Here is a 13432-nt window from a genome sequence, read left to right as displayed (position 1 = left end):
GTCTGAGTAGGCCTATGGCCAGGGTGAAAGGATGATCTTGGGGGCAGCAACAACACCCGCGCGGATATCGGCAAAGGCTTGCGCGCCTTCGGAAAGGGGCCGCTCCTCGGTCCAGTCAAGCGAGCCAAGCCGCCCGTCGAAGATCGCTGCTGCGGTATCACGGAAATCCTGCGCCGTGTAGGTATAGGTCCCGATGAAGATGATTTCCTGTAGCGTCGCGCGGCGCACGTCAAAGCCTTCTTTGCTGTCACCAAGGCCAACATGAGCAATGACGCCGCCGGGTTGAACAATGGCAGAGGCAATGGCGCGCGTGCCGCCGAAACCAACGGCATCAATCACCATTGGAGCATCACCTTCGGCCTTCGCGACGGCCTTCTGGCCACACCGTTCGGTCAGGAAAGCGCGGCGGGTGTCATTTGGCTCGGCAATGGTTACGTCGTCGAGACCCATCGCTTTCAGCGCCAGTGCTGCCGCGAGACCGATCGCACCGCCGCCAATCACGATCGCACGGCGCTCCATCGTGGGATGCAGCGCTTCGATGGCCAGACGTGCCGTGTGCCAACTGACAGCCAGAGGTTCGGCGAGGGCGGCTTTGTCGAGCGGTACCTCGTCGGGCACTTCGACCAGATTGCGCATCGGCATGGCGACGTATTGTGCAAAGGCCCCTTCGCGCGGCTGCATCGAGATGATCTGCCGGTTGGGGCAAAGGTTCTCGCGCCCGGCTTTGCAGGCAGGACATTCCATGCAGGTGACTAGCGGATTGACCGTCACGCGCATTCCGTCGTGTTGACCACCAATAATCGTGCCAGCAGCCTCATGACCCAAGATCAGCGGGGCAGGGCGACGTGCATCATGGCCCAGATAGGCGTGCATGTCGGACCCGCATATGCCGACCGCCGCGATCTTGATGAGGTGCTCTCCATCCTGCGGCACCGCGTCAGGCACATCGCGGAACCCGAGTTCTTCAACACCGTCGTAAACCAGCGCTTTCATTTTGCCGTGAACCCCCCGTCCACCATCAGCACCTGACCGGTCACGTAGGACGATGCTTCAGAGCACAGAAACAGGATCGGCCCGTCAATATCTGACAGTTCCCCGTTGCGGCCGATGCAGGTCTGTGCAGCATTGCGCGCCGCGCGTTCAGGGTCGGCAAAAACTGGACCCGTTAGTTCTGTCGGAAAGAACCCCGGACCAATGGCATTGGCGGTGATCCCGTCCTTGGACCATGCCTCTGCCATGGCGCGGGTCAGCTGACCGATCCCTGCCTTTGAGGCACCATAGGCGATCCCGCCCGGGAAGGCCCGTGTGGTCTGGAGTGATGCGAAATTCACAATCCGCCCCCAGCCTTTGGCCTTCATCGCTGGCGCGAAGGCTTGAGACAGAAAGAACGGCGCTGCAAGGTTGAGATCAATTGTGATGTCCCACCCTTCTGGCGTCACCTCATCGGCTGTTTCTCTGGTGTTGATGCCTGCGGCATGCACGAGAATATCTGGCGGCCCGAAAGACTCGGCAATTTCGTTCGATATCGTACTAATTTCCGCACGCTTGGACAGATCAGCCGAAACTGCTGCCGCGTTGTCCCCGATACCGGCGACCCAGTCGTCCAGCATCTCGGCGCGGCGTGCCACGCCGACGACCTTTGCCCCCGCGGCGGCAAGCACGGTTGCCGCGCGCTGGCCCAGACCCGCACTTGCGCCGGTGACGCAAGCAACACGGCCTGTAAGGTCGAAGAGTTGGGCAGGGTCACTCATGGGGTGTCAGGTCGAAGTTCTCGCCGGGGAAGTATTTGGCCAGACGCACATCTGCTGCGCGGGCGTGCCCTTCCATACCTTCCAGACGTGAAATGCGGGCAGTCGCCTCGGCAACACGCTTGGAGGCCTCACGGGTGGTCTGCTGCCACGTGACGATCTTCATGTACTTGTGCACCGACAAGCCACCCGTATAGGACGCCGCGCGCGAGGTAGGCAGTACGTGGTTCGTCCCGGATGCCTTGTCGCCATAGGACACGGTGGTCTCCTCACCAAGAAAGAGCGAGCCGTAGCAGGACAGACGCTCCAGCCACCAAGGCAGGTCTTCGGCCTGCACTGTCAGGTGCTCTGGCGCGTATTCGTCGGAACAGGCTGCCATGTCTTCACGATCCTTGCAGACGATCACCTCGGCATAGTCGCGCCAAGCAGCGCGGGCATTGTCGCGGTTGAGCTCGGGCAGATCCTCGATCAGTTCAGGGACGCGGTTCATGACGTCCTCAGCCAGAGCACGGTCGTCGGTGACCAGCCAGACGGGGCTGTTGTAGCCATGTTCGGCCTGGCTCACGAGGTCAGTTGCGACGATATGCGGATCGGCGGTCTTGTCGGCGAGGATCAGGCTGTCTGTTGGCCCAGCGATCATATCGATACCGACACGGCCAAACAGAATACGCTTTGCCTCGGCGACAAACTGATTTCCCGGGCCAACAAGGATGTTGGCCTTCGGCAGACCAAAGAGGCCGAACGTCATTGCGGCAACACCCTGCACACCGCCCATGGCGATGATTTTGTCAGCACCGCAAATCTTGGCGGCATAAACGATCGCAGGCGCAATCCCGACACCGGGGCGGGGAGGTGACGCCACAGCGATATGATTGCAGCCTGCGACCTTGGCAGTTGTCACGGTCATGATAGCCGATGCGATGTGGCTGTAACGCCCACCGGGGACGTAGCAACCGGCTGCATCGACGGGGATTGCCTTTTGGCCTGCGATGAAACCTGGTGCGATTTCGTACTGAATATCGCTGACCGTTGCTTTCTGCGCCTCTGCAAATCGCTTGACGTTGTCATGGGCGAACTGAATGTCTTCTTTCAGCTTTGCAGGAACCAAAGCTTCGGCAGCCGCGACTTCTTCGTCGGTCAGGATGACATTGCCATCGTATTTGTCGAACTTGGCCGCATATTCCATCGCCTTGGCATCGCCGCCAGCCTCGATGTCGTTGAGAATGCCCTGCACGAGCTCGTGCACATCAGAAGCACCGGACTGCGCCGTCAGGGTCGCTTTCTTGAGGTATTCGCGTGTCATTGGGTTTGGTCCTACTTGTAGATGTCAGGAAGAAGCGTTGTCGAAACGGCCGGAACGTAGGCGATGAAGAGAACGACCACGAACATACACAGCACAAAGGGCACGGCCTTTACTGCGATCTTGAGGATCGATTCACCCGTAATCCCGGAGACAACAAAGAGGTTGAGGCCAAGCGGCGGCGTGATGAAACCGACCCCCAGCGCGGTGATCATCATCACGCAGAACTGGATTTCGTTCATGCCGATGTTTTCGGCCAGTGGCATCAGGATCGGTGCGAGGATCACGATGTTCGGGGTGGTTTCCATCACACAGCCTGCAGCAATCAGGATGCCGATCATCAGCAGGATCAGAACCCAAGGCTCGTCTGAGAGACCTGTTGCAGCTGTCACGAAGCCCTGTGGCACGCCCATGATCGCCAGCGCCTCGGCGAGTGGTGCCGAGAAGGCGATGATCGGCAGGATGACACCGTTCACCTTGGCCGAGCTGACCAACATCGCCGGGAAGTCGGCAAATTTCAGCGTGCCTAGGATAAAGCCCATGATGATCGTCACGACCACCGCCGTCGCACCGGCTTCGGTCGGGGTCAGACGGCCCGAAAAGATGCCGTAAAAGATGATGCCAGGGACGATGAAGGCATACCAGCCTGACTTCAGCGAACGGCCAAGGTTGGCCAGCCATTCACCAAATGTCATGTTGCCGCCGCCTTCGTAGGCGTAGATGCGGTTCATCACGAGGTTGGTGATCAGGATCGCAAAGAGAATGCAAAGCCCGGGGATCAATGCGGCCAGAAACAGGGTTGATGCCGATATCCCCAGAACAAGGCCGATGATGATATAGGCGATGGATGGCGGGATCAGAATGCCGGTACAGGCACCCGCAGCCACCAGCGCACATGCATATGGACGAGGATATCCCGCCTCGACCAGCCGCGCGATGGTCATGCGTCCCACCGCAGCCGCACCCGCCGCGTCAGAACCGGAAATGGCAGCAAACATACCGCAGACAAGAACAGTCGCAGAGCCGAAGCCGCCCTTGGTAAAGCAGGTGAGCGCCTCGGCCACGTCGAGGAATTTTCGCGACAACCCCGTCCGCACCAACACGTCGCCGGTCAGAATAAAGAGGGGGATCGCCGTGAGGGCAAAGGCATCAATGCCAGTAAAGAGACGCTCACCGACAAGGCTGAGCGGCAAGTCGCCGGACATGAGCAGCATCAGGATCGCCGAAGAGCCGATAGCGGCCCAGACAGGGACTGCGAGCGCGATTAGAGCAACGAAGAGGATGACGGGAACATAGAAGTCCCAGCCCAGCTCGACGGTTTGTTGAACAGTATTCCAAAGCATCTGGCTGGCCCCTAATCGAAGAGAGTGTCGCCCTCGTAGACAGGCTTGCCTGTCTTGAGCGAAATAAAGTCACGGCGCATGGACTGGAGAAGTCTCCAGATCATCAGGGCAAAGCCCAGTGGCACGGCCAACAGGAACCACACTTTGGAAATGCGCAGCCCGTCTGTCACAGAGCCAAACTTCCAAGAGACGTGAACCGCTTCCCACGACCAGTAGACTGCAATCAGCGCGACGACGAGCATCACGATGTCCCCGAAAATATAGAGAACTGCCTTCGGGCGGGTCGGCAGATAGTGCATGATCACATCAATACGGATGTGTGCACGTTCTTTGACCGCAGCAGCAGCACCGATCCAGGCAAGGTAGATGAATGAGTAGCGGACGATCTCTTCGCCCCAGATTGACGAGTAAGCAAAGATCTCGCGGCGCAGCACTTCGATGGCCATCGTGATGACGAGCATCACGTAGAAGGTCAGAAGCATCCAGCGCTCGGCGTTCTTGTCAATTTTGCGCAAGGTTTCCATGGCGGATCCCGATCAGTTCGCACATCAAGAGACGGCACCGGCGGCGCGTTCAATCTGACATGCTTGAAAAAGGGGGGTGGGGGCGCCCCGAACGGGCACCCCTCGGGTCTTTTAGGCGTCGTGGACGAAATACTTGCCCATCGTGCCTGCGGCCTCTTCCATCTGGGCAAAGTTGTCCATGGAACCGGCCAGCTCGACTTTGAACTCGTCCCATTCGGAGCGCTGGTAGCCACCAGCTTCCTGCCATTCGGCCAGCTGGTCGTCGGTCAGCGAATGGAACTCTACGCCGGCCTTGACCAGTTCGGCCATCGCATAGGCGCGGGCTGATGGAACTTTGGCGAGGTTCTGATGGGCTGTCATCTCTGAACCCCACATAATGCCTTCCTGTACGTCGGATGGCATTGAGTTGAACCACTCAAGGTTACAAGAATAAACTTGGCTGTCCGGCACCGCCTGCGTGAAGGTCACGTGGGACAAGATGTCCTTGAAGCCAAAGACGAAGAGCGCGCCAACCGATGGGTCGAGGGCGTCTGCAACACCCTGCTGGATCGCGGACGGCGTTTCGCCCCATGCAACAGGTGTCGGGTTTGCACCGACAAGGCGGTAGTACTGCTGCAGCATCGCGGAACCGGGAACGCGGAACTTGATCCCTTCCATATCGCCCGGTGTGATGACGGCGTTACCGCCCTTGCGTACCGCAACGACACGTGGGTCGATGTTGACATAGAACAGTGGCTTAAAGCCGTTCTCTTCGATGCGCGGAGTGACGTTGCTGTTCCAGAAGTCGGATGTCACGAGGTTGGTGAAACGCTGGTTGGAGCCGCAAAGGTAAGGCATGTTGATCAGGTCAACGGTCGATGCGAAAGGCGCAAAGTTCGAAAGCGAGTGCTGTGCGGCCTGAATGGTGCCACCCTGTACCGCCTGAACAAGCGCACCGCCTGCACCAAGCTGACCACCAGGTGCGAGTTTTACGTAGACCTTACCGTTGGTTGCGTTCTGGATGTTTTCTTTAAGATCCAGCTGCATGATCGGATAGCTGCGTGATGCGCCCAGCACATAGGCTGTGGCAATCGTCATCACGTGATCAGCTGCCGCTTCACGCTCGCGTTCTTCGTTTGCAGATTGTGCCGCTGCTTCTGTTGACCAGAGCGTTCCTGCTGCGCCAGCAACCAATGCGGCTGTGAAGCCACCTGTTGCTGTCAGCTTGAGAAAGTTCCGGCGCTCTGCCGACGCAAGTTCATTGCGGTCTTTGGTATCCATTTGGTTCTCCTCCCATTGGATCGTCCTAGCTGTCGTTTTTATTCTTTCGATCAGCTTCCTTTTTCAAAATCGCGACGACGAAAAGCAGCGACGCGAGAAACAAAACCAGCATCTCTCCGACATCCCCAAGAATTGCGCTGTCTGCAAATGCGCCCAAAGCGACGTTTGTAAAAAACAGCGCAAAGACAGCAGCAGAAGCGAGAAGGAACATCAGGAATCTCCATTGATGTATGGTCCGGTGTAGAAAGTGTAAGCGCTTACATGCGATTCGTGCAAGCTTTTACATGCCGTAGGGTAAGATAATGACCGAAGTGGCTGGACGAATTGAAATTTATGGGCAATGTGAAATAGTTATGGCGAATACCACATCACTACCGACGCTTCAGGACGTGGCAGCGGCGGCCGGCGTCTCGACTGCGACGGTCTCAAGGGTGATCAATTTCCCTGCACAGGTCGCGCCGGCGACGCGGGCAAAGGTCGAAGCCACAATCGCACAATTGGGCTATTCGCCCCACTTCGGTGCGCGCGTGATGGCCGCACGCAGAACAAACACGGTTGGTGCGATTATCCCCACGATGGAAAACGCGGTTTTCGCAAGGGGGCTGCAGGCGTTTCAGGACGAATTATCGGCGCATGGCTATACGATGCTGGTGGCCAGTACCGGATACAGTGCTGCGAACGAAGCCGAACAGGTCAAGGCGCTGGTCGCACGTGGCGCCGATGCCTTGCTTTTGATCGGACATAAGCGCGATCAGGCCATTTATGACTTTCTCGCAGCTCAAGGCATTCCTACGATCATTACATGGGCCTTCGATCCAAGCTCAGGCAGACCGTCAGTGGGCTTCGACAACGCCGCTGCGATGCGCGACATGGCACGTCAGGTGATTGACATGGGCCACAGGCAGTTGGCGCTCATTTCGGCTGAAACCGCCTCAAACGACCGCGCGATGGAACGCTACCTTGGTATTCAGGCGGCAATGCAGGACAAAGGATTGCCTGAAGAGAACCTGTTGTTCATCGAAACAAGCTACGGGATCGAGGAAGGGGCGATTGCCTTCAAGCAGGCGATGTCCGCCAGCAACCCACCATCAGCCGTCTTTTGTGGTAACGATGTTCTGGCGGTCGGCGCGCTCAGGCAAGCGCGTGATAGCGGCATTCATGTGCCCGATGACGTGTCGATCATCGGGTTTGACGATATCGAGCTGGCCCAAGTGGCATATCCGCCACTGACAACGGTTCATGTACCGCATCGCGAAATGGGCAGGCTGGCCGCCGCAGCTCTGATTGGCTGGCTCAAGGATGGCACACCTCCCAACACCGTCGAGCTTCTGGCGTATCCGGTCATGCGATCGACCTTGGCCCCAAAGGACTGACCGTCTGGCATATCTTTGAAGGTATGCCTCCAGCCCCTTCGGACTTTGTTCAGCGACGATTGGATGTCCGCGCGTTGCCAGGATCATCGTGGGGTCAGTCGCAAAACCCAAACTTGCCCCGGTCTGGACAACCGCTAGCTGCTTTCCCAAACGGAGAGGCTCGAATGTCTGAGACGGAAAAATTCGGTCGTGCAGTTGCCGTGCCGCGGCACCGTGCGTGGCGGGCGGCGCGGCTTGGTGGGATGGCGCTGGGGGTCGCCACGAACGTGGCGGCTGGTCGCGCACGAGGCCTCATTTCGGGCGAACCTGCAAACTTGCGGGACTTGATCGTGACCCCTGCCAATATCGGGCGCGTGACCAATGAGTTGGCGCGGATGCGTGGCGCTGCGATGAAGCTGGGCCAATTGGTCTCGATGGATGCAGGCGATATCCTTCCGCCTGAGTTGGCGCAAATCATGGCACGTCTGCGCGCTGAGGCTGACTTTATGCCGCCGTCACAACTCAAGAAGGTGCTGACTGCTGCGTGGGGGTCGGATTGGCTGAAAGGTTTCAAATCCTTCAACGTGCGGCCGATTGCGGCGGCGTCGATCGGACAGGTGCATCGGGCGACGCTTCGTGACGGTCGGGATGTGGCAATCAAGGTCCAGTATCCCGGCGTCGCAGCTTCGATTGACAGTGACGTTGCGAATGTCGCCAGTCTGATCAGGCTTTCCGGTTTGCTTCCGCGCGGCTTTGAAATCGATAGATATGTGGAAGAAGCGCGTCTTCAGCTGCATGAAGAAACGGATTACCTGCGCGAGGCGGATCATCTGCGCACGTTCAAAGGACTTCTCGGCAGGTCAGAACGTTATGAATTGCCAGACGTCTACGATGATCTGACGGTGCCGTCCGTTTTGACCATGTCGTTTGTCGAAAGCGATCCACTGGAGGCGGCGGAGCGTTGCGATCAAGCGACGCGGAATCAGATCGCCTCCGACGTGGTTGATCTCGCGCTGAGAGAGCTTTTCGAGTTCGGGATTGTCCAGACGGACCCCAACTTCGCGAACTTCCGCTACAATGCAGACAGTGGCAAGCTGGTGCTTCTTGATTTCGGGGCGACCCGCAGGCCAAACGAAGAGACAATCGAGACTTACCGCCAGTTGATCCGCGCTGGTCTGGAAGACGATAGTGATGCCTTGTACGGGGTTTCGCAGAAGCTGGGTGTCTGGGGTGCGGATTCCGCGCCTGCGCATGTGGCGCAGCTGATGCAGATGATGCGACTGGTCTTTGGCGCCATTAACGAGAACCCCCAGTTCGATTTTAACGATCGCACCCTCCAGCAGACCCTGAATCGAGAGGGTATGGCGCTCGCAGAAGCGGGCTTTGTTCCGCCGCCCGTGTCAGCAGATGTGCTGTTTATTCAGCGCAAACTAGCAGGCGTCTTTCTGATCGCGGCCAATTTGAAGGCCACTCTGCCAGTCAGGGACATGATATACCGGCGCATCTAAGAGCCGTGCGCAGGATCGCAAAGACGGTTTAGCCTTTGCCTTCTGTTGCTGCGACCGACAGCCCGACGCTCGCGATCTGAGACGCTGTCTTCAACGTTGGCAGGTCGCGTGCGACGAGATTGTCGATATCGAATGCGCTCATCCAGATCAGATATTCTTCGTGGGTGATCTGCTGGTCAGGGCCAATCCACCGGCCGGGCTCGCAATGGCTATAGCCATATCTGAGGTGTGCTCCTTTGGCCGCCAGTTGCTTGGGGACAAAGGCAAAGGCAAAGTCCGGACGCCATGTTTTTTCCATCACCTCAAAGACGAGGCGCGCCAGAAGACTTGTGGCACCCTGACTGCGCGGTCCGCCCAAGCCTTGTGGTGCCAGCCAGAAATCGCCGCAATACCCTACGCGACCTGTCACAAGACGGAGTGCTTCGGGGCCGCGAAAGAATGTCTGATCGGGATCAGGCGTTGAGTCTGCAACAATGTATTTGTGACGATGTGTGTCCAGATGCTCCGCCAAAGTCAGGTCACCGAGATCCAGCAGCCGCACAGCTTGCGTGTGAACCAGCTGATCGTTTTTGTCGAATCCACAAATCCAGAAACCGTTGCTTGCATCGATAAACGATGTGGCCGCGTCAAAGATCGGAAAATCGATGGAACGCCCTGCGCAGTTGCTGCGATATGCACGATAAGTCGCAAAATCATCACCAAGCTCGATGCGCATACCGGCATCCTCGAGCTCTCTGACAATAAGGGAGACATTCTTGGCCATCTTAAAGACTGAGCGCGCCGACATTTAATTTCTCCCTGTAAGTCGTTGCAAAATCGACGTGTTTGTTTTGATCGTCATACAACGCAAATTGGAGATGTGGATAACTTTCTCGCCCCTTGGGTGTAATTGAAGCGAGATTGTGGCGAAAGCACCACTCTAGTCTGCAGACTGCAGAACCCGGTCCATCAAAAGACACTCAGGAAGTTTTGGCCGATCTTCGGCGCAAAGCGCGTCAATGACGATGTTTTCTGTCAGCGCTGCGATGATGATAAGCCCGTGGGTTCCATCGGGGAAAACGCCGCCCATCAGCAGTCTCTGGAACGAGCCGGCTTTCGTCTCTCCGCTTTCGCGCGGCATGTGTGCCAGAATATGGTCAAAGCGGACGCCGCCTTCCTCGTAGATCCGTGAATAAGCGCCGCCCATGAACTCATCGTAGTCTTCGCTCGCACTGTCGTCGGAGATCAAGCGACCGATCACACTTCGCGCAATCGTCGGACCAAGCCATCTGGCGTAAGCCGATTCTTCGCCAACGTGCACATAAACCCAGCCGAGCGCGCTCTTACGGTAGAGCACGGCATAAGGGCGGATGGCGTCCATCGCTTCGTGATCAATCTGCGTTTCGGCAGTGCCCCAGGCCTTGAAGGCCTGTTTCATAAGCGGCAAGCCTTCCCGCGCGATCTGCGACACAGGGTGTTGCTGGGAATAATAAACCCGTCCCTGCGCATCAGTGTAGCGTTGGCTTTCAAGACCGTCGGTTGCGTGCCGCGTCAGCGGGGATTGCCCTGACCACGCATCAATCTGCGTTAGCAGGGATTTTGCACCCTCCAGCATTTTTGCGCCGAAACTGGTCAACTGGTATTGGCGATCCACGACCTCAAAGAGGTCACCGCCAAGAATGAATTCAAGGTCATTGATGTGGCGACGTACGGTCTGGCGGGTCGCGCGAAGTTCGAGGCATGCTTGCGAGATGTTGAGATGTTTGCTGACGCAAACAAACGCGCGGATCATTGCAACCGATACGCCACTGTTCGCCTTGGACTGATTCACCTGATACCTCAACGCTAAAGTCGCTCTAAGGGCTGCAATACGAAGGTGCCCCAAGCTCGACTGAAAGTAGTAGGTAGCAAAGATGGAGGAAAAAAGTCGAAATCTTATCCTTGTTAGGGAGTTCTTGGGACCGCGCAGATACCTTGGACTGCCGGACGATCATGAAAATTGTGGTTTTTCGAAACAGAGATTTCAAATTCCCGCCTTCGTTTAGACAATTTGCCCTGTCTCTTTAGGGGGCAGAGGATCTGTCATGAGTACTATTGAGTCTTTTCGTATCTCCATTGGGTTTACCCAACCGCCAAGTGGTGCCGTTAACGTCTTGCGTGGCAAGCCGGTTGAAGGGCAGGGCGGTCGCTGGGTGCCATGCGTCATGCAAGTTGAAGACGGCGTTTACTGCCCCAGCCTGTTCCAGGTTGGTCCGGGCCAAAAACAGGTCTGTGCGATCGACATGTCGCAACAGTGCATCCACGATGCCCTGATGGCCGCGACTGCACTTGCGCGGTGTGCCGCGAAATAGTGCCTCACGGCATTTTTTTCATTTGATTAAGAAAAGAAAAAAGGCAGCGACTAGCTAAGTCGCTGCCTGAACGTGATGGCTGCTTTTATTCGTGACGTCAGAGACTGATGCAGCACAAATTACTCTAACAATATAAAGATCACGCCCGTCCACTCACAAAATTAGACGCGACCCAAAAGCAAAAACCAGCCAGCAAACCAAAAACAAACTCGTTCAACGAAGCACTCATTACAAACTCTGTAACAACGCTGTAGATACTAGGCTTTTACCTTAACGTCAGTTTTGCCTGATTTTCGGGGATGATCCAATTATTCAAATTCTTTCCGTCGACTATAAAGAAATCATACATCGATGGGTGATAAATCATACATCTGTTTGACGTGTAACTGAGGTTTGTCTTGCGTTGCGCTTTCGGAAGGTCGCGGTGTGCGGACGGGAAGAGCTTTGACCTTTCAGGCGAAGCCTAGACGTTAAAAGCAAGGCCAGGGATCACGATGGGATGATATCCACTCTTCCCGGGGTTGGGTCATCAGGAAAGAGAACCGCCGCCGTTTCACGTTCGAGCGCCTGATGGATGACAAAACCCAATTGCGGTTCGATTTTCATTAGGATTGCGGCAGTTCTTCCTGAAATGCCGTCGACATGCGACAAGCGCATGCGCTTCAAAAACCACTGAATCCCCAAAGAGCAGAGCGCACTGTCGTAGGCATCCTGCACCAACACTCTGAATTTTCGCCGCCCCCACAACAGGTCCTTTCGGACGACTTCGACCCTTGCCCAGTCCCGCCGAACGCGCCGCCTGTGGTTCCATGCATCCTCTGCCTGCTCGACGGCGTGGAAAGGGTCATCGGCACTGGAGTGATAGCCATGCTTCTTGGTGTCATGGCGGACATACCAAAGCAGTTCGCCCGCGTCTGTGATGGCCCTGACTGCCGTCGCCAGAGAGGCCCCAGCGCGCACCGCGTTGTCCCAATCGACCCACATGGGGACCCAGTTGACCGTTTCTCTTTTGATGGCCCCGGTGACGATGGCCAGTTCTTTTTCCACAAGCGAAGTCATTGGCCGTAAAGACACCAATTCTTTCTTCAGTGCCTCTGCATTTCGGTGCGCTTTGCGAAGCATATCTTTACCCCATGTTGCCCAGTTTGTGTGATTGGGCTCTGCACGGAGAATTGGATCGGTCGGGGACCGTCGCCGCCCAGAGACGGGCACAAAGAGCCACGCAGACCCAGCAAAACCAAAGCGTTCTTCGTGAAATCCGGCTTGACTTCGCGAGTTCTGAAACATTTGAATTCACGATGCGCCAAATTTTCGGAGACATAGGCTGGGAAAAGAAGCTGCTTGTATTTTTCGGAGCGCTGATTGTCTTGACCCTGCTGGGACCATTCGGCACCTACGCCGACCTCGACTTCTGGAGCCGGTTCGTCTTTTGGGTGATGATTGTTGGTGGCGTGGGCTTTTGCATGCATGTCACCATGACCGTGGGCCTCAAGACACCGCTTCTTGGCCGGATGTCCAAGACCTTCAGGTTGCTGATCAGCGCGGCTCTGGGTGCCTTGCCAGGGGCTGCGATTGTCGTTTTTGTAAATGCCGTCTTTCGGCCCCCATTGGTTTCTGCTGACGGAATGCCGGTGATTTGGCTGCAGGTGACCGTGATCGGCTTCATTATCGGTGTTGTTGAATACATGGATTGGCGGGTGTTGCCGCCAGCGGAAGACGCGACGCCGGTTGTGAGGACGAAACTGCATGACCGGTTTCGCTCAACAACGACCGCTGACATCATCTCGATGTCGATGCAGGACCATTACGTTGAGGTGACGACGAGCGCTGGGAAAGAACTGGTCCTGAGCCGCTTTGCCGATGCAATTGACGAGGTGAAAGGGGTCAATGGTCTTCGCCTGCATCGCTCCCATTGGATTGCCGAGAAGCATCTGGTGGACACCAAAAGGCGTGGCAACCGCGCTTTTGCAAAGCTGAGCGATGGGCGCGAGCTGCCTGTGAGCGACACCTATCTCAAGGCTGTAGAGGCCACGATTGAGGCGCGTACGATCACGTCCTGATCCTTTG

General features: G+C 56.8%; 14 protein-coding genes. 4 read left to right on the top strand and 10 right to left on the bottom strand.

The window, feature by feature from the left end:
- Window positions 1-12: 12 nt before the first annotated feature.
- The 7 genes from BM316_RS10015 to BM316_RS09985 form a co-directional block, all read right to left on the bottom strand.
- Window positions 13-993, bottom strand: coding sequence for an alcohol dehydrogenase catalytic domain-containing protein (locus tag BM316_RS10015; protein ID WP_090207178.1), 981 nt, complete (start codon window positions 991-993; stop codon window positions 13-15).
- Complete coding sequence (locus tag BM316_RS10010) at window positions 990-1751, bottom strand: SDR family NAD(P)-dependent oxidoreductase (RefSeq protein ID WP_090207176.1); 762 nt, start codon at window positions 1749-1751, stop codon at window positions 990-992. The genes BM316_RS10015 and BM316_RS10010 overlap by 4 nt, the downstream gene beginning before the upstream one ends.
- Complete coding sequence (hisD, locus tag BM316_RS10005) at window positions 1744-3051, bottom strand: histidinol dehydrogenase (RefSeq protein WP_090207173.1); 1308 nt, start codon at window positions 3049-3051, stop codon at window positions 1744-1746. The genes BM316_RS10010 and hisD overlap by 8 nt, the downstream gene beginning before the upstream one ends.
- An 11-nt stretch (window positions 3052-3062) precedes the next feature.
- Complete coding sequence (locus BM316_RS10000) at window positions 3063-4391, bottom strand: TRAP transporter large permease (protein WP_090207170.1); 1329 nt, start codon at window positions 4389-4391, stop codon at window positions 3063-3065.
- Between the two features lie 11 nt (window positions 4392-4402).
- Window positions 4403-4915 (bottom strand): TRAP transporter small permease, encoded by a 513-nt coding sequence (locus BM316_RS09995; protein ID WP_090207166.1) that lies wholly within the window; start codon window positions 4913-4915, stop codon window positions 4403-4405.
- 111 nt (window positions 4916-5026) lie between these two features.
- A complete protein-coding gene (locus BM316_RS09990; protein ID WP_090207164.1) occupies window positions 5027-6175 on the bottom strand; it encodes a TRAP transporter substrate-binding protein in 1149 nt (382 codons plus the stop codon).
- 25 nt (window positions 6176-6200) lie between these two features.
- Window positions 6201-6386, bottom strand: a complete 186-nt coding sequence (locus BM316_RS09985; RefSeq protein WP_090207161.1) for a hypothetical protein — start codon at window positions 6384-6386, stop codon at window positions 6201-6203.
- Window positions 6387-6528: 142 nt separating this feature from the next.
- On the opposite strand from BM316_RS09985, the gene BM316_RS09980 reads away from it, so the two are divergent.
- Both BM316_RS09980 and BM316_RS09975 read left to right on the top strand, forming a co-directional pair.
- On the top strand, window positions 6529-7548 hold the full coding sequence (locus BM316_RS09980; protein WP_090207158.1) for a LacI family DNA-binding transcriptional regulator: 1020 nt from the start codon (window positions 6529-6531) through the stop codon (window positions 7546-7548).
- Between the two features lie 164 nt (window positions 7549-7712).
- The gene (locus BM316_RS09975; RefSeq protein ID WP_090207152.1) at window positions 7713-9035 is read left to right on the top strand and encodes an ABC1 kinase family protein; all 1323 of its coding nucleotides are present in this window, start codon (window positions 7713-7715) and stop codon (window positions 9033-9035) included.
- Between the two features lie 28 nt (window positions 9036-9063).
- Here the strand turns inward: BM316_RS09975 and BM316_RS09970 are convergent, their stop codons facing one another.
- Both BM316_RS09970 and BM316_RS09965 read right to left on the bottom strand, forming a co-directional pair.
- Window positions 9064-9822, bottom strand: coding sequence for a hypothetical protein (locus BM316_RS09970; protein WP_090207149.1), 759 nt, complete (start codon window positions 9820-9822; stop codon window positions 9064-9066).
- A gap of 132 nt (window positions 9823-9954) precedes the next feature.
- Complete coding sequence (locus BM316_RS09965; RefSeq protein WP_131802568.1) at window positions 9955-10845, bottom strand: helix-turn-helix domain-containing protein; 891 nt, start codon at window positions 10843-10845, stop codon at window positions 9955-9957.
- A gap of 253 nt (window positions 10846-11098) precedes the next feature.
- Between BM316_RS09965 and BM316_RS09960 the strand changes: the two genes are divergently transcribed.
- The gene (locus tag BM316_RS09960) at window positions 11099-11365 is read left to right on the top strand and encodes a hypothetical protein (protein WP_131802567.1); all 267 of its coding nucleotides are present in this window, start codon (window positions 11099-11101) and stop codon (window positions 11363-11365) included.
- Window positions 11366-11854: 489 nt separating this feature from the next.
- Here the strand turns inward: BM316_RS09960 and BM316_RS09955 are convergent, their stop codons facing one another.
- Window positions 11855-12487, bottom strand: a complete 633-nt coding sequence (locus BM316_RS09955) for a hypothetical protein (protein ID WP_090207141.1) — start codon at window positions 12485-12487, stop codon at window positions 11855-11857.
- A gap of 176 nt (window positions 12488-12663) precedes the next feature.
- Between BM316_RS09955 and BM316_RS09950 the strand changes: the two genes are divergently transcribed.
- Window positions 12664-13425: a LytTR family DNA-binding domain-containing protein gene (locus BM316_RS09950; RefSeq protein WP_165606568.1), complete on the top strand. Its 762-nt coding sequence runs from the start codon at window positions 12664-12666 to the stop codon at window positions 13423-13425.
- Window positions 13426-13432 lie beyond the last annotated feature (7 nt).

This window comes from Yoonia litorea (assembly GCF_900114675.1).
GTDB lineage: Bacteria > Pseudomonadota > Alphaproteobacteria > Rhodobacterales > Rhodobacteraceae > Yoonia > Yoonia litorea.
This window is presented reverse-complemented; position numbering and strand designations above follow the sequence as displayed.